The 14,615-nt window shown below is 48.2% G+C and carries 14 protein-coding genes; 7 read left to right on the forward strand and 7 right to left on the reverse strand.

Annotation, left to right across the window (positions count from 1 at the left end; genetic code table 11):
- Nucleotides 1-94 precede the first annotated feature (94 nt).
- Nucleotides 95-481 (reverse strand): hypothetical protein, encoded by a 387-nt coding sequence (locus ON05_RS09905; RefSeq protein ID WP_262561512.1) that lies wholly within the window; start codon nt 479-481, stop codon nt 95-97.
- 208 nt (nt 482-689) lie between these two features.
- On the opposite strand from ON05_RS09905, the gene ON05_RS09910 reads away from it, so the two are divergent.
- A complete protein-coding gene (locus tag ON05_RS09910; RefSeq protein WP_262561514.1) occupies nt 690-1,733 on the forward strand; it encodes a transposase in 1,044 nt (347 codons plus the stop codon).
- A gap of 703 nt (nt 1,734-2,436) precedes the next feature.
- The gene (locus tag ON05_RS09915) at nt 2,437-3,636 is read left to right on the forward strand and encodes an argininosuccinate synthase (protein ID WP_010470061.1); all 1,200 of its coding nucleotides are present in this window, start codon (nt 2,437-2,439) and stop codon (nt 3,634-3,636) included.
- A 20-nt stretch (nt 3,637-3,656) separates the two neighbouring features.
- Here the strand turns inward: ON05_RS09915 and ON05_RS09920 are convergent, their stop codons facing one another.
- Nucleotides 3,657-4,136, reverse strand: coding sequence for a hypothetical protein (locus tag ON05_RS09920; RefSeq protein ID WP_010470059.1), 480 nt, complete (start codon nt 4,134-4,136; stop codon nt 3,657-3,659).
- 306 nt (nt 4,137-4,442) lie between these two features.
- Here ON05_RS09920 and ON05_RS09925 point away from each other — a divergent pair, with 306 nt between their 5' ends.
- The 5 genes from ON05_RS09925 to plsY all read left to right on the forward strand — a co-directional run bounded on the left by ON05_RS09925 (nt 4,443) and on the right by plsY (nt 8,756).
- A complete protein-coding gene (locus tag ON05_RS09925) occupies nt 4,443-5,240 on the forward strand; it encodes an MlaE family lipid ABC transporter permease subunit (RefSeq protein ID WP_010470057.1) in 798 nt (265 codons plus the stop codon).
- 50 nt (nt 5,241-5,290) lie between these two features.
- Nucleotides 5,291-5,677, forward strand: a complete 387-nt coding sequence (locus ON05_RS09930) for a DUF3119 family protein (RefSeq protein ID WP_029315028.1) — start codon at nt 5,291-5,293, stop codon at nt 5,675-5,677.
- Nucleotides 5,678-5,725: 48 nt separating this feature from the next.
- The gene (locus tag ON05_RS09935; RefSeq protein ID WP_010470052.1) at nt 5,726-6,832 is read left to right on the forward strand and encodes a DUF3086 domain-containing protein; all 1,107 of its coding nucleotides are present in this window, start codon (nt 5,726-5,728) and stop codon (nt 6,830-6,832) included.
- 183 nt (nt 6,833-7,015) lie between these two features.
- Nucleotides 7,016-8,014 (forward strand): rod shape-determining protein, encoded by a 999-nt coding sequence (locus ON05_RS09940; protein ID WP_029315027.1) that lies wholly within the window; start codon nt 7,016-7,018, stop codon nt 8,012-8,014.
- Between the two features lie 64 nt (nt 8,015-8,078).
- Nucleotides 8,079-8,756 (forward strand): glycerol-3-phosphate 1-O-acyltransferase PlsY, encoded by a 678-nt coding sequence (gene plsY / locus ON05_RS09945; protein ID WP_010470048.1) that lies wholly within the window; start codon nt 8,079-8,081, stop codon nt 8,754-8,756.
- A 269-nt stretch (nt 8,757-9,025) separates the two neighbouring features.
- On the opposite strand, the gene ON05_RS09950 is transcribed toward plsY, so the two are convergent.
- The 5 genes from ON05_RS09950 to ON05_RS09970 all read right to left on the reverse strand — a co-directional run bounded on the left by ON05_RS09950 (nt 9,026) and on the right by ON05_RS09970 (nt 14,603).
- On the reverse strand, nt 9,026-9,466 hold the full coding sequence (locus ON05_RS09950; RefSeq protein ID WP_010470046.1) for a TA system VapC family ribonuclease toxin: 441 nt from the start codon (nt 9,464-9,466) through the stop codon (nt 9,026-9,028).
- A complete protein-coding gene (locus ON05_RS09955) occupies nt 9,463-9,711 on the reverse strand; it encodes a hypothetical protein (RefSeq protein ID WP_139025620.1) in 249 nt (82 codons plus the stop codon). Before ON05_RS09955 ends, ON05_RS09950 begins: the two co-directional genes overlap by 4 nt.
- A 76-nt stretch (nt 9,712-9,787) precedes the next feature.
- A complete protein-coding gene (locus ON05_RS09960) occupies nt 9,788-11,710 on the reverse strand; it encodes a DUF11 domain-containing protein (protein ID WP_010470042.1) in 1,923 nt (640 codons plus the stop codon).
- 1,022 nt (nt 11,711-12,732) lie between these two features.
- Nucleotides 12,733-14,226, reverse strand: coding sequence for a cobyric acid synthase (locus tag ON05_RS09965; protein ID WP_010470040.1), 1,494 nt, complete (start codon nt 14,224-14,226; stop codon nt 12,733-12,735).
- Nucleotides 14,226-14,603 (reverse strand): Npun_F0494 family protein, encoded by a 378-nt coding sequence (locus ON05_RS09970; protein WP_010470038.1) that lies wholly within the window; start codon nt 14,601-14,603, stop codon nt 14,226-14,228. Before ON05_RS09970 ends, ON05_RS09965 begins: the two co-directional genes overlap by 1 nt.
- Nucleotides 14,604-14,615 lie beyond the last annotated feature (12 nt).

Genomic DNA, 14,615 nt, shown 5'->3' on the forward strand with positions numbered 1-14,615 from the left:
GTTTGGCAGGAGAATAAGCAACATAGGATTTGCTGAAGAAATTTGTAGCTTATTCTGACAACGCTCTCAGAGTAGTCAGTGTAAGCAGATCTTCTTATACTACATTTAGCACTTTTCTAGAGGTTTCCATCCAGTTGACTAAGACTTCAAATTCCTTATGCGCGAGTTGCTGATCGCGTTCTTGAAAAGCAAACTCAAGGTCTTTATGTTCAAATTTCACCTTGGTTGTAGTCCCCACTAGGCGCTCATAAAGCCACTGGCTGCAGGTTTGCCAATTATCTCGATTGATTTCGATATTTAGAAGACTACTGCTGCTTTCTGCGGAACAGTGTTCAGTTGAATCAGCCTGACTAGGCAACTGAGCAGGGGTAACAACAGCATTTTGACGTTCTAGATCCATCGCTAGATGAGCCAGAAAATCGATGATTTTTTCATCTTTTGCTTGAGTATCTTGCCTGACTGCCTGACAGAAGTATCTCAAAGCCTTTATTTTCATAGTCTTTGAGAAAAGAGTGGAGCGACATGTGAAGCTAGATTTAAGCACAAATCAGCGTTACTCAAATGTCAGGCTCCACCCAAATTTATCGTCAACTGTTCTCCTTTTTACGTCAACACAGCCATTATCGAGATTTGCGTCATCTCATGACCCTGGGATGGATGGTGAGCGCCTTAATCTGCAGTGAACGATTATGCTTATCTGCTTGGGAATCCTATGTCCCCTGCCGAGCAAAAAAGCCCAAAGTGTCGAGCGTCGCTGGCAACGCTTTCTGTGCAATCCGCTCATTGATGTCCACAAACTGTATGTCCCTTTGGTCCTTCTAGCGCTTAAGAACTGGCGAACCCATCGCCTTTACCTAGCGATGGATACCACGGTTTTATGGAATGAATACTGCATGATTCATGTATCCGTTGTCTGCTGTGGCAGAGCAGTACCGTTGTTATGGAAAGTATTAGAGCACAAGAGTGCGGCGGTTGCTTTTGAGGAATATCAACCGCTATTGCGTCAGGCCCGTTGGTTATTACGGCAGCATCCAGATGTCATGTTGTTAGCAGATCGTGGGTTCGCGAACCATCAACTGATGAGCTGGTTACAGCAGAGCCGTTGGCATTACTGTCTGCGTATCCCATGTGATGTCCTTCTCCATGGCCCCCGTCAATGTCCAAGAGAAGTCCGTAGGTTATGGCCATCCAAAGGAGAAGCTCTCCTCTACCGTAATGTCGGGCTTTGGGATGATGGCCTCTATCGGTGCAATTTGGTACTGGCGAATATCCGAGGCGTAAAAGAACCATGGGCAGTGATTACAGATGAATCACCCTCGTTACAAACCTTGTGGCAATACGCCTTGAGGTTTCGGGTGGAAGAATTATTCCTCGATAGTAAATCTGGTGTGTTTGAGCTTGAAGAGTCGAAAATTCGCTGTGCTGATGCTCTGGAGAGGCTGTACCTGATTGCTGCTGTGGCACTGCTATACAGCACGGCTCAGGGGATGGCTGTTCATATTAAAGGGCTACGCCAACAGGTTGATCCCCATTGGCACAGAGGCATTAGCTATCTCAAGATTGGATTGCGGTGGCTCAAGGGGGTGGTCCATAAAGGACGGGAGTTGTTGATGCCAGTCCCCTTATTCACCAAGGATCCGCAACCGTGTTTTGCCTCTAAAAAAGCTCAAAAGAAACACTACAACAAAATCTGGTTCTCTCGTATCCGCTCTCTACAGTGCAAAGCTTTATGAGCTATGGAATACAAAGATCTGTCAGGCAGTCAGGTATCTTGCACTGAAATTTGAAACTCGATTAAGTTAACCATAAAAATGACTTCTGAAGATTTTTAATAAATATCTATAAATTGAGGCAGTAAGAGTTGCGTATTGATTTTATTTTTTTATCAATCCTATTGCTCGACTGAATCTGACTCAATAAGGGCTGATTATTCTACATCTATAGTCCTGAAGTTGATGCCAGCAGATATAGAAAGTACTATGTAAGTCAATATTTTTCTATACTTGATTTTAATAGTGCTTCATCCCTGTACCCTTAATCTACTCAAGAAGTATGAGAGGCTAGTGATGTTTATCTGAATCAACTATTGAAGTCAGCTGAGATTTTTGTGAGATTTTCATGAGAAAAATGAGAATTATGAAGCTTGCAGAAAAAATAAGCTAACTGTTTAGAAGATTGGATTTTTAGTGATTTGAATTTTTGCTAGGAAAATTCAGATTCACTTCTTGATATAGTCAAAATCTAACTGATCTTGCAAGCAAGAATTGCCACAAAACTTCTTTAGCATCTTTATGAAAATGGGCACTGAGCGGGACTGACCATTGCACCCTCTCCAGTACACTACGAGTTAGTGTCATCAATTACTGGTACTTGGTAGCAATCTGACCTTTAACCCTGCATAATAGGGAACGCAGTTTTGCAGGGAAAAAAGCGATCATGGGGCGCGCTAAAAAAGTTGTGTTGGCCTATTCTGGAGGCGTTGACACCTCCGTTTGTATTCCGTATCTCAAGCACGAATGGGGCGTTGAAGAAGTCATCACCCTAGCTGCAGACTTAGGCCAAGGAGACGAGCTAGAACCCATTCGCAAAAAAGCCCTAGATGCAGGAGCTGCCCAATCTTTAATTGCCGATGGCACCCAAAGCTTTATTACCGACTATGCCTTTCCTGCCATTCAGGCCAATGCCCTCTACGAAAATCGATATCCCCTCTCGACGGCCTTAGCCCGCCCCTTAATTGCCAAACTGCTGGTGGAAGCTGCTGAGACCCACGGTGCCGATGCCGTTGCCCACGGCTGTACAGGGAAAGGCAATGATCAGGTGCGCTTTGACGTGTCTATTACCGCTCTTAATCCCGACATCAAAGTGCTAGCTCCTGCTCGTGAATGGGGTATGAGCCGGGAAGAGACCATTGCCTATGGCGAAAAGTATGGCGTGCAGTCCCCCGTCAAAAAATCTTCCCCCTACAGTATTGACCGCAATTTGTTAGGGCGGAGTGTGGAAGCCGGCCCCTTGGAAGATCCTTGGGTCGAACCATTAGAAGAGGTCTATGATCTAACGAAGGCCATTGCCGATACCCCTGATCAGCCCGAGTACGTTGATATTGATTTTGCCCACGGTCTTCCTACCCAGCTAAATGGCCAGGCCCTAAGCCCTGTTGCTTTAGTCGAACAGCTCAATCAAATCGTCGGCAATCATGGGGTGGGCCGTATCGATATGGTGGAAAATCGCCTGGTCGGCATTAAATCTCGGGAAATCTATGAAGCCCCTGCCCTGCTGGTACTGATTCAAGCACATCGGGAACTAGAGAGCCTTGCCCTGACCGCAGATGTCACCCATTACAAGCGAGGCATTGAAGAAACCTATAGCCAACTCGTCTATAACGGCCTTTGGTTTAGCCCTCTCAAAGATGCCCTAGACGCCTTTATTCAGCAAACACAAAAACAGGTGACCGGTATGGTACGGGTGAAGCTATTTAAGGGGTCGGCAACAGTGGTGGGTCGCCAATCCCCTCATTCCCTCTATACGCCAGATTTGGCAACCTATGGCGCTGAAGATGCCTTCGATCATAAAGCTGCTGAAGGATTTATCTACGTTTGGGGGTTACCGACTCGGGTCTGGTCGCAACAACAGCGATAAGGACTGACCTGCGTAGCGTCTCAGCAACCACTCCTGAAGTATGCATGGAGGTGAGAGGTGCGCCGCCACATTAACGCCGTTAGCCAAAACAGAAAGAGTTGAATTAAGACACCAATTTCAGGTGAACAATGTAATTTAGCTTTGCGGTTCACAAAAGAGTTGGGGCGAATGTCTCCTAGCAGAGTACCATCTTGCCGATGAATGGTGAGTGCTGTGCCCCCAAAGCGTCCTGATCGCAAAGAAAGGCGTTGATGTCCGTAGGTAACCTCAAAACTATGGGTATTCGACCCGAACCTGCAGGCGGATGCTTGAACCGTATTGTTGGCTAACAATCGCCACTCTCCAGACTGCGAATCCTGTTGGATGGCATAGGCTGTAGACCCCAGAACAATTTGGCCTGAGTCCTTGCCAACGTTAAATTCAATCGCACCAATGACATCTTGCTCTGCAACCCAATAGTTCCAAGTGAACAATGATTGAGGCGAAAAGGTCAGTCTCATGGAGGACTCCAGAACACGGTTACAAGAAAGGATTCAAAGTGACCCTTGACGGACAGACGAAGATTGACCGTCAAGGGTAAAAGGCTGCTCTAGCTGCTCTTGGTCTGCATTCTAAGCATTGAAAATGGCTTAAGCTGTGATTTACTTCTACGGGAAGTGGTTTTTGGTATCACAATTCTTCAGTGCCAAAGTAGTATGTTGTTGGTGGTTTGTCGCCAGTTACTCGTTTAGCGATGAGACAGTATGATTGATATCCCCCAAACCCTGCCTTCTGTTCCCTGTTGCGAAAGCCCAGGTTAGGTGTTTGTGAAATCTTTACTGGCCTGGACGGGATTCAATATTTGGAGCCGTCGCTTGGTTGCAGCCATATTTCTAGGCGGGCAAGTGGTGGTGCATTTGCTTAGGGGCAAAATTCATCGCCGCAATACCATTGAGCAGATGGCGATTGTGGGACCCGAGTCTTTGCTGGTTGCCCTATTGACCGCTAGCTTTGTGGGCATGGTATTTACCATTCAAGTCGCTAGAGAGTTTATTGCCTTTGGTCTAGTGCAGACCGTGGGGGGCGTGTTGGCCCTCGCCCTCACCCGAGAATTGGCCCCGGTGCTAACCGCCGTGATTATTACAGGGCGAGTTTGCTCGGCCTTCGCGGCTGAAATTGGGACGATGCGGGTGACAGAACAGATCGATGCCCTACAAATGCTGGATACGGATCCAGTGGATTATTTAGTTGTACCTCGGCTATTAGCTTGTACTTTGATGTTGCCGATTTTGACTTTAATTTCGCTGGTGGCGGGGGTAACAGGTGGCATGGTGGTGGCTTCTGTTCTTTATGACATTCCCTACAGCGTTTTCTTAGATTCAGTCCACAGCTTTTTGGGGGTTTGGGATATCTGGAACTCCATGATAAAGGCCGCTATTTTTGGTGGCATTATCGCCATTGTTGGCTCTAGCTGGGGGTTAACCACCTATGGTGGAGCCAAAGGGGTGGGACAATCTACCACCGCAGCGGTGGTGACGGCCCTAGTGATGGTGTTTATGACCAACTTTTTCTTGTCTTGGGTGATGTTTCAAGGGGCAGGAGGAACAGCCTTACAAAACTTGTGAAGCAGAACCCCTTAGAATGGAAAACAGTTTGCTCACCCTATGAATGCGAAATGGCTGTTTCTCAGGTTTCTGATACACAATCAACGGTAGTTTTAACCCCCCGCTATTGGGTGCCGATCGGAGTTGCGATCTCAGGCACGATCCTCACCGTCCTCACCCCTTGGGCGGGTGTTCCGGTCATCTTACTAGGGTGTTTTCTGGGCTTCCAGGCCGCCACCGTGCAGGTCCAATTTACCGCTACAGCCTTTGAGCTTTACCGAGGCGAGAAACAGTTGCGTCAGTTTCCCTTTGCCGACTGGCAAGACTGGCTGATTTTATTGCCCCCTGTTCCCATCTTGTTCTTTTTCAAAGAGGTCAAAAGTATTCACTTCATGCCCATGCTCTTTGATGCCCGAGCCCTATTGGCCTGTCTAGAGGAGCGATGCCCCAGATCTTAAGGTATTCTGCTCAACGGCCATCGTTTTACTGATTCAAATGGATTTAACGTGACTGATTCTTCCGGTATCGCCAACAACACCCCCTCTGTGGAACAACTTCAAAAAGACGCTCAGACCCTGCGGGCGGAAATTGCTGAACTGCGAGGGACGAAAGCCAAGCTCCTGGAACAGCAGCTCTCGGCCACCCAAACCGCCTTAGAACGGTTTGCCAACGACCACCTCAAAACCTTGGAAGAGCGCAAGCAAACCCTACAGATTGCTGTCGATCAGCTCGAGCGTCGTCAAGAGCGGGTCCAGGCGGAAATGCGCCAAAGCTTTGCGGGCGTGTCCCAGGATTTAGCGATTCGGATCCACGGCTTCCATGACTATCTCGTCACCAGTTTGCAGGACCTCGTGATCGCGGCGGAGAAATTAGAGCTGGCCCCTAAAGAAACAGCGAAGCCTCAGACTCCAGCGCCGCAGGTAGCCCCTACTCCTCGCCCAGAACCAGCAGCGGAACGGCGGCCTGTAGAACAGCGCCCCCCTCGTTCAGGTCCCCCTCGGCAATCTCGTCCCCCTCAACAGCGGTCTGCCCCGCCTCAGCGAGGCCCTAAGTTTGCCACCCAGGAATTTGAGGAAGAGACCCGACAGATACGCCAAATTCTCGATCAATACCGCACAAATCCCAATTACTATGGCCCGCCTTGGCAGCTGCGCCGAACCTTTGAACCCATTCATGCAGAGCGAGTCGCCAGCTGGTTCTTTACCTTTGGCGGCCGAGGCGCATTACGCACTTTAAGCAGTCGCCTACAAAATATTTTGGTGGCCTCAGCCACCATCTCGATTTTGCGCCAGCTTTACGGCAATAGTGTTCGCACCTTGATTTTGGCAAATTCCCCAGAACGGCTAGGGGATTGGCGGCGGGGTCTACAGGACTGTCTTGGCATTGATCGCTCGGATTTTGGTCCAGAGCGAGGTTTAATTTTGTTTGAATCTCCGGATGCCCTGGCTCAAAAAGCGGATCGGCTCGTCAAAGAACAACAGCTCCCCTTAATTTTGATTGATGATGCGGAAGAGGAAGTCAGTCTATCGATTCTACAATTTCCGCTCTGGTTAGCTTTTGCGCCAGAACCGCAGCTTCGTAAAGAACGAGCCACGTTTGACTGGTTTGAATAGAGATCCTGAATAATTCGCTGTAGTGGGAAAAAGACCGCTAGACTAAGCAAGGAATTGAGTGATCTCACAAGGGTTTAACCTGACATTTCTTTAGACAATATCGGGGACTTTATCTGCATTAAAGATATTTAGGTGTCTAGGAGGTATTAGGAGTTGGGTCCGTTAAATCATTTATCCCACGGCATTGGCATTGATCTGGGCACTGTAAATACCCTCATCTTTCTCAGCGATCAAGGCATTGTGCTCCGAGAACCCTCAGTGGTTGCTCTGGATCAAACCAGTCGGTCTTTGCTCGCCATTGGCAGCGAAGCAGAAGCCATGATGCGGCGTAATCCCGCAAGCATTGATGTAAACCGGCCCCTGTCAGATGGGGTGATTGTGGGGTTTGATACGGCCCGGTTAATGCTCAAGCATTTTATTCAGCAGGTCCAGAAGGGCCAGACCCTGCTGTATCCTCGGGTAATCATTAGTAGTCCTGTGGGTTCTACCAGTATTGAAAAAAGGGCTTTATCCGAAGTCGCTGCCCAAGCTGGGGCGCGGGAAGTCTATCTGATTGACGAACCCGTCGCCGCTGCCATCGGGGCCGATCTACCTGTAGAAGAACCGATTGGCAATATGGTGGTGGATATTGGTGGCGGCACCACTGAAATTGCCGTGGTCAGCTATATGGGCACGGTGGTAACGGAATCTCTGCGGGTGGCAGGCAACAAGTTTGACGATATTATTTGCCGTCATGTCAAAAAGAATCATGATCTGCTGATCGGAGAAAGAACGGCAGAAACCGTAAAGATGAAGATTGGCACAGTCTATCCCCATCCTGAGCATGATGAAGCAGAGCTTGAAATTTCAGGCCTGCGGCTCCTGTCTGGTTTACCGGGGAGTGTGGTACTTCAGGGATCAGAAATTCGGGAAGCGTTGTCCGAGTCTTTAGCTCGGATTATTTCGGCGATTAAACGGGTCTTGGAAAAAATCCCTCCCGAGTTGGCGGCAGACCTCATTGACCGAGGCATTGTGATTACGGGCGGTGGCGCTAAGCTGCGAGGTCTAGATGCCCTGATCAGTTATGAAACGGGATTGGTCGTGCATGTTCCCCCTGATCCCCTCAGTTGCGTGGCCTTAGGGACGGGTAAGGTATTGGAAAATTTTAAAACCTTAGAGCGGGTCCTGCAAAAACGTTTGTAACCTCTGTAGCCTGAGTTGCTCGACATGGAACAATAGAGGTAAGCATGTTCAGGACGGTTGGGTTATGGCTCTCTGGTTACTGTGTAACGGTGTACTGTTAATCGTTGCCTATTTTTTGGGTTCTTTTCCCACGGGCTATTTGCTGGGTAAAATCCTGCAAGGCATCGATATCCGGGAACATGGGTCGAAATCGACCGGGGCCACCAATGTTTTACGGACACTGGGCAAGGGACCGGGATTAACTACGTTGGTGGTGGATATACTCAAAGGCGCAGGAGCCGTCGCGCTAGTGCGATGGGCCTATGCAAATCCTGCGTTTTTGAGTCAGGCACCCGAGGCAATCGAGACGGCTCTATGGCTATCTCTGTTTGTGATTATGGCGGGGCTAATGGCGATTTTGGGCCATAGTAAATCCATTTGGCTGAATTTTACGGGCGGAAAGTCTGTGGCGACGGGATTAGGCGTACTTTTGGTGATGAGCTGGACGGTGGGTCTTGCAGCTTTAGGGATTTTTGCTTTGGTGGTGTCTCTGTCACGAATTGTCTCCCTCAGTTCAATTAGTGCAGCGATTTCCCTACCCGTCTTGATGTTTGTTGCCAAAGAACCGTTGGCTTATGTGCTCTTTAGCATTACGGCAGGGGTCTATGTGATATGGCGGCATTGGGCCAATATTCAACGGTTATTGGCAGGGACTGAACCCCGGTTGGGTCAGAAGAAAGCAGTGTCTACTGATGTCACCTAATCTAGAATTATGAGTAAAGAACTGGTTATTTTTTGAATTTAAACTTTTGGAAAATATTATTATTTTAAGCGCTCTGCTTGGGTATCAACTTAAGGCGGGACAGTCTGTACAGCAAGGATTTTAGCTTTCTAGTTTATGAGCCAATGCTACAGCTATTTCAGCTAGGTAAGGATTGCCCTAAAGTATCCTACTTTACGTTGCTACCCGATGATTCACATAAATACAGTAGTAATTTTATACTAGTATTTGTATGATGCTTTTGTCACAAACTATTGCAGAGACACTAATGGGTTCGTACTTGCTAGATCCTGAAATCGATTAAAGTCTCGGTCTGCAGTCCAGAGTGTAGCAACACCATGCAATTTACATAAAGCAGCAATGCGAGCATCATGTACTTGGGGACCTTTGACTCGACTCGTCTCTAACAAACTACTCAGTACTTCCCAATAGCCGAGCCCTTCCCCTAGCAAATGTAACGTTGGGGATTCCAACCAGCAATCAATCTGCGCACTTGCATCTGCTGAGGGAGTCGGTGGAGCATAAATGCGAGGATGAGTGACGATAGCAAAAAACTCATGGATGCAAGGCCAAGGAATTGCCCACGGAGTCCCAGCTTCTGCCAGTTCTGTAAGACATTGATCAGCCGCAAGATGCCATTCTGAATCTTCTCGATGGGCATAAACCAAAATATTGGTATCGACCGCAATCATCCACCCCGGCCTTCGTAGATACTGTCTCGAATGGTGCTCCAATCGCCTTCAACCTTGCCCGTCTGGAGCCCACTGCCACGAAACGTATGTTTGCGCAATTTGAAAGGAGATCTACTTTCAGCATGAGTCTCCAAAAATTGCCTTAATGCAGCTTCTAGAACGCTTTTGAGTGTTCCTTGCTGCTTCGCCGCTAGCTGCTTAGCCTGCAGTAAAAGCGTGTCATTAATATCTACCGTTGTTTTCATATGGGCACCCATATTGTACTGCCCATCTATACAGGCATTGCTTACAATGTATCAAAAATTGCCAATAGATTCGGCTTTACTCATCCACGGTGGTGCGAAAACGGAACAACCCATAGGAATCATTCGGGGCTCCTGCCCCAGTCGAGTTCGGGAGATTAGGGAGATTTGGCATACCCGTTCCCGTATTGCCCGTTAAATTGAGGACAAATGTCCCATTGCCATTGGGGCCAGCAAGATTACACTCACTTGGTATCGCTGTATTGGGAGCGGCATACAGGGCGCGATCACTACTGTCGTTTACTGCAGTTAACGGTATGACTGCACTGGTTCCTAGCTGAAATTCTGCATCTCCACTGGATAGGAATGAAACGGGTTGAAAGGTTTGGAACGGCTGTAAGCGATCGCAGATGGTTACGTCAAAGGCAGGACGCCCCCCAGCATTGAGAAAGTAAATCGTATATTCAATTTCGTCACCAGGGCGGACTAACCCTGCAGAGAAGGCACCTGTTAAGTAGTTATTCGGCCAGCCTGCCTCATTGTCATTGGTCGTGACATCATCCACAAACTGGTTCAGCACCGTATTGTCATTGGGATTAATAGTCCGATTGCCATTGATCGCCGTAATCCGTTTGACGAGAACCAGTTTTGGCGGTGGGAGGGTTGTGGTCTTGGTAATGGACAAGGTTTTGTTATTGGTTGGATCAACTTGCTGATCCATAAAAGAGGTCGCTTGAATCTCGGTGACATCCGATGCATTCGCGCCTGCTAGAGGGGTAACCCGCAAAATAAAACTTTGGGTTTGATTCGGGTTTAGAATCCCCGTATCGAGCTGGCCATCACCATCCGTATCGGTCAAAGCATTGCCGCTAGCATCCAGCAACTGGACCGTATAGTTAGCATTGGTGCCCACGGGATTGAGGTTGATAATGTCTGTGGTTAGAAATTCATTCGTCACGGAAAAAGGATGATCAACCGCTACACCAATCGTTGTTGATAGGGTCGTATCCGGGGTAATTGTAAAATCCCCCGCCCGAGTCGGTGGTTCGTTATAGAGAACTAGACGATCTCCCGTTCCCGTATTTGCCTCCACAATCATTTGGTTGTTTCTGGATAGATTATTAACTCTGAGACCCCATAACCCAGCGTCAGATAGAGTTAAGCCAGGTATGGTATCACCTCCGGTATTGAGGTTCCCACCGTTATTCCAACGACCATTGCCAGAGTTAGTACCCGCTATCGTCGATCCATTGGGGCGGGTATAGGTTAATGTACCGTTGTTATCGATATCAAAGTTGCGGAGAAACAGACTCCCTGTGCCGGGGCCTACCAAAAAATAGAACGGAATAGTTAAGGTGCCCCCCGCATTATGTTGGACAGTCCCCTGATACTGCCCCACTAAGCCTTGGGAGGCCGGGGGCAGACCAGGGGCATCGGGGATATTAATCCGAAAGCTATTATCATCGTTATTCAGAGCAGTGGTATTATCGCCAAAGATCGGTCCTGCACCGGTTTCACTCGTAATTTGGTATGTGCCTGAAGTTGTGATCGTAAAGTTAACCGTGGTGTTATCAGGACTGCCAGAATTGACGGTTTGAGATTGTAGAACCGTATTTCCATCTGCTGTCCGCAGCTGAAACCGAGTCGGGTCACCAGCACCTGAGACTTCATCAATCGCACCATTACTTTCAGCATCTTCAACACTAACCGTAACGCTACCCCCCATGGCCGTAATCATCTCAGGGGTGATATCGACGACAAATCGATGAATTCTATCGGTACTGGTGGTGGCTGCACCGTTGCAAGCTCCGCCACCACTGCTACCATTCGTGGTGTACCAGTCTCCAATATTTGCACAACGCAAAGGACCACTGGTTTGGAACCGCAAGCCGTTGGTAACGGGGAGAGTTGTAGCTGTAGCGATAGGAGTGGCTGTTACCCAAGTCAGCAGGGACAATCCTAACCCAACTACAGATTGGAAGTGTTGTCGTCTCTTGTTCATCGTTCAAAAGAGATGGTGTTGTGCTTGCAATGACAGGTAGAAGCCTTAGTATCTGTAGGCCGTTTGCAGGCCATAGCTACCCAGTCTCAAGCTGGAGCAGATCATTCTGGGCAGCAAAAGCGATGGCTGAAACCCCCTTAAAGCCAAAGCCATATTTATCTAGCAGTAGGCTAGATTAAAAAAATTTAGATTTATAAAATAAGCGAGCAAAACAATCTATTTTGCTCACCCCCCTCTGTTACATGATTTTTATGTTTGGCGAACAACAATGATTATTGTTCAACTGCCATATTTTTCTGCAACTACCCTTAGTATGCTCAATATCAGTGATTTATAAATCACAGAAAATACTGATTTTATTAGGGTCGCAAATAATTTATTTAAAAGCGCATAGCAAATACCCCAAGCCATGCCATCCCAGAAAACACGGAATTTCTGAGATGCGATCCTGCTGCTTAGTCAATCCGCAACCAGGAAGGTACGGATGTCGAGACCATTCTTCAGTTGATGGAGGCATCGCCTAGGGCATCGAACTCTGGTGTAGCGGAGTAAACCGTTCTAACTCGGGGGTGAAAGAAAGAACAAGTTCAAGAGAGAGGCCTAGAGCGTTACTTGTATAGAGAGACCAATGCAGTCTGTCTAACTCTCTAACAGTATGACCAGGGTTTGTATACAAACCTGTTTTATTTACGATTTAAATCTGTATATCTTTGAATGTTAATTCTAAAAATTGGTAATCACAAATAAATAATAGAAGAATCAACTGGATAAGGTGACGTCCATAAATAGTAACTGTGCATAACTTTCCCAATGACGGGTATTCATACTGTCGATCATCGAGTGTATTGTGAGATTATCTACTCCCTTGAACCGGATCAAGGGAGCAAGGTTTACCCCTAATGCGAATAACTTTATAGGGATTATTTCTATGCGGAAGCAGCTCCTCTTCATATCTTGCCGAAGCTGAAACCAACAGGGTTCTGTCCTCAAGCAAGAGAAACCCAGCGGAACACGAGGCTGTTCTATGGCCCCTCTAGGAAAGGTTGAAGATTGAGATAGGGGGCGATGGCATCGGTGACTTGGTCCAGCATCTGGTCTCGATAGACGTCATAATCTGGAATTTCAAGGGAAAGCGGAGGTAAATTTTTCTGGGCTCGCAACTGATTCAACCAAACACGTCGCCATGGCCCATTATTAAAAATCCCATGTAAATAGGTTCCTAAGGTGTGATGGTTGCAACTCGCCACGCCTAAAGCCGGATCATCGAACCACTGTTGCACTGCTTTTGGTTGTAATACCTGGGTTTGCCCTTGATGTATTTCATAGCCCTGGATGGTTTTCGCCGCATTGCCTAAAGCGGAACAGTAGGTCGGCAAGATGATTTGGGCTTGGCGTTGGCGAGTAATCTTGTCCCCAGTCATGGCGGTCTGGAGGGGGAGCAGCCCTAGCCCCGACAACTGCCCCGGGGGACCTTCAGTGCCCTGTGGATCTGCAATGGTTTGACCCAGCATTTGGAAACCGCCACAGATCCCTAAGACCATGCCTCCTGCTTGGCTATAGGCCCGAAGCTGATCCGCCATACCTGAGACTTGGAGCTGCTGTAGGTCTGCAATAGTGGTTTTAGACCCTGGCACAATGACGGCATCGGGCTGGCCTAAGGGTTGATTTGGGCCAACAAACTGTAAACGCACTGAGGGTTCAGCTTCCAGTGGATCGAAATCCGTGAAATTCGAGATGCGCGATAGACGGATAACCACAATGGTTACTTCGGCATTGGGTTTGGTTCGACGTCGTTCAAATAGATCTAAGGAATCTTCGGCTGGTAAAGAATGCTCTAGCCAGGGAATCACGCCCACTACAGGAATACCAGTTCGCTCTTCCAACCAGGTAATGCCAGATTCCAGTAGCGATCGCTGTCCACGAAATTTATTAATTACAAATCCTTTAATCAGAACGCGCTCATCGGGGTCCAGCAATTCCAGAGTGCCGACGATATGGGCAAACACACCGCCCCGATCAATATCTGCGACTAAAAGGGTGGGGGCATGGAGATGTTTGGCAACCCGCATATTCGTGAGATCGCGATGTTTGAGATTAATCTCAGCGGGACTACCGGCTCCTTCGCAGACAATCCAGTCAAATTCTTGCTGGAGGGTGGCTAATGCGATTGTAATGGCTTGCCAACCCCGATCAAAATAATCCCGGTAGTAATCAGCTGCCTGGGTTCGACCAACGGCTTTGCCATTGAGGATCACCTGGGAGGTCATATCTCCTTGGGGTTTCAGCAAAATGGGGTTCATTTCTACCCGAGGTTCAAGACCGGCAGCCCAGGCTTGTACGGCTTGGGCATGGCCAATTTCATCCCCAGCATGGGTGACGTAGGCATTGAGGGCCATATTTTGCCCTTTAAAGGGGGTGACTTGATAGCCCTGACGTTTGAGCATTCGGCAAATCACCGCCGCCATAATCGATTTCCCAGCATGGGAGGTGGTCCCGACCACCATGATGGCACTCATTAGACGGGGATGCGGACCCAGCGCTGACAAAGGTTTTGGAATCGATCTGATAGGGAAGGTTTTGGAATATCTTTACCCTGGTGCTGCCATTGATCAATGAGTTGGCGGCCCAAGGGCGTGAGGCGAAAACTGTCCGTCAGGCCCTGGCCATCCACTTCTCGACGCAGAAGCCCCACCTGGATCAGCCACAGTAAGGTATCTTCGGCCTGCCGTTCAGAGAGGGCTGTTTGGGTATAACCTGCGGTAACGCCACTGCGATCGCACATGTCTTGTAGGGATACACTTTGCGATCGCATCGTTATCAATAAATGAATCGTAAAGGGACTGCAAGCCACAGCCCGAACAGCGCGGTTAATTGTAGAACGGGGATAATGCATGAATAGAGCGGA

The sequence above is a fragment of the Acaryochloris sp. CCMEE 5410 genome (assembly GCF_000238775.2).
Classification (GTDB): domain Bacteria; phylum Cyanobacteriota; class Cyanobacteriia; order Thermosynechococcales; family Thermosynechococcaceae; genus Acaryochloris.

Bases quoted from the DNA above. Each gene is read 5' to 3' on its own strand.
- ON05_RS09910 (WP_262561514.1), top strand. From the start codon at position 690: ATGCTTATCTGCTTGGGAATCCTATGTCCCCTGCCGAGCAAAAAAGCC.
- ON05_RS09915 (WP_010470061.1), top strand. From the start codon at position 2,437: ATGGGGCGCGCTAAAAAAGTTGTGTTGGCCTATTCTGGAGGCGTTGAC.
- ON05_RS09920 (WP_010470059.1), bottom strand. From the start codon at position 4,136: ATGAGACTGACCTTTTCGCCTCAATCATTGTTCACTTGGAACTATTGG.
- ON05_RS09930 (WP_029315028.1), top strand. From the start codon at position 5,291: ATGGCTGTTTCTCAGGTTTCTGATACACAATCAACGGTAGTTTTAACC.
- plsY (WP_010470048.1), top strand. From the start codon at position 8,079: ATGGCTCTCTGGTTACTGTGTAACGGTGTACTGTTAATCGTTGCCTAT.
- ON05_RS09950 (WP_010470046.1), bottom strand. From the start codon at position 9,466: ATGATTGCGGTCGATACCAATATTTTGGTTTATGCCCATCGAGAAGAT.
- ON05_RS09955 (WP_139025620.1), bottom strand. From the start codon at position 9,711: ATGAAAACAACGGTAGATATTAATGACACGCTTTTACTGCAGGCTAAG.
- ON05_RS09960 (WP_010470042.1), bottom strand. From the start codon at position 11,710: ATGAACAAGAGACGACAACACTTCCAATCTGTAGTTGGGTTAGGATTG.
- ON05_RS09965 (WP_010470040.1), bottom strand. From the start codon at position 14,226: ATGAGTGCCATCATGGTGGTCGGGACCACCTCCCATGCTGGGAAATCG.
- ON05_RS09970 (WP_010470038.1), bottom strand. From the start codon at position 14,603: ATGCATTATCCCCGTTCTACAATTAACCGCGCTGTTCGGGCTGTGGCT.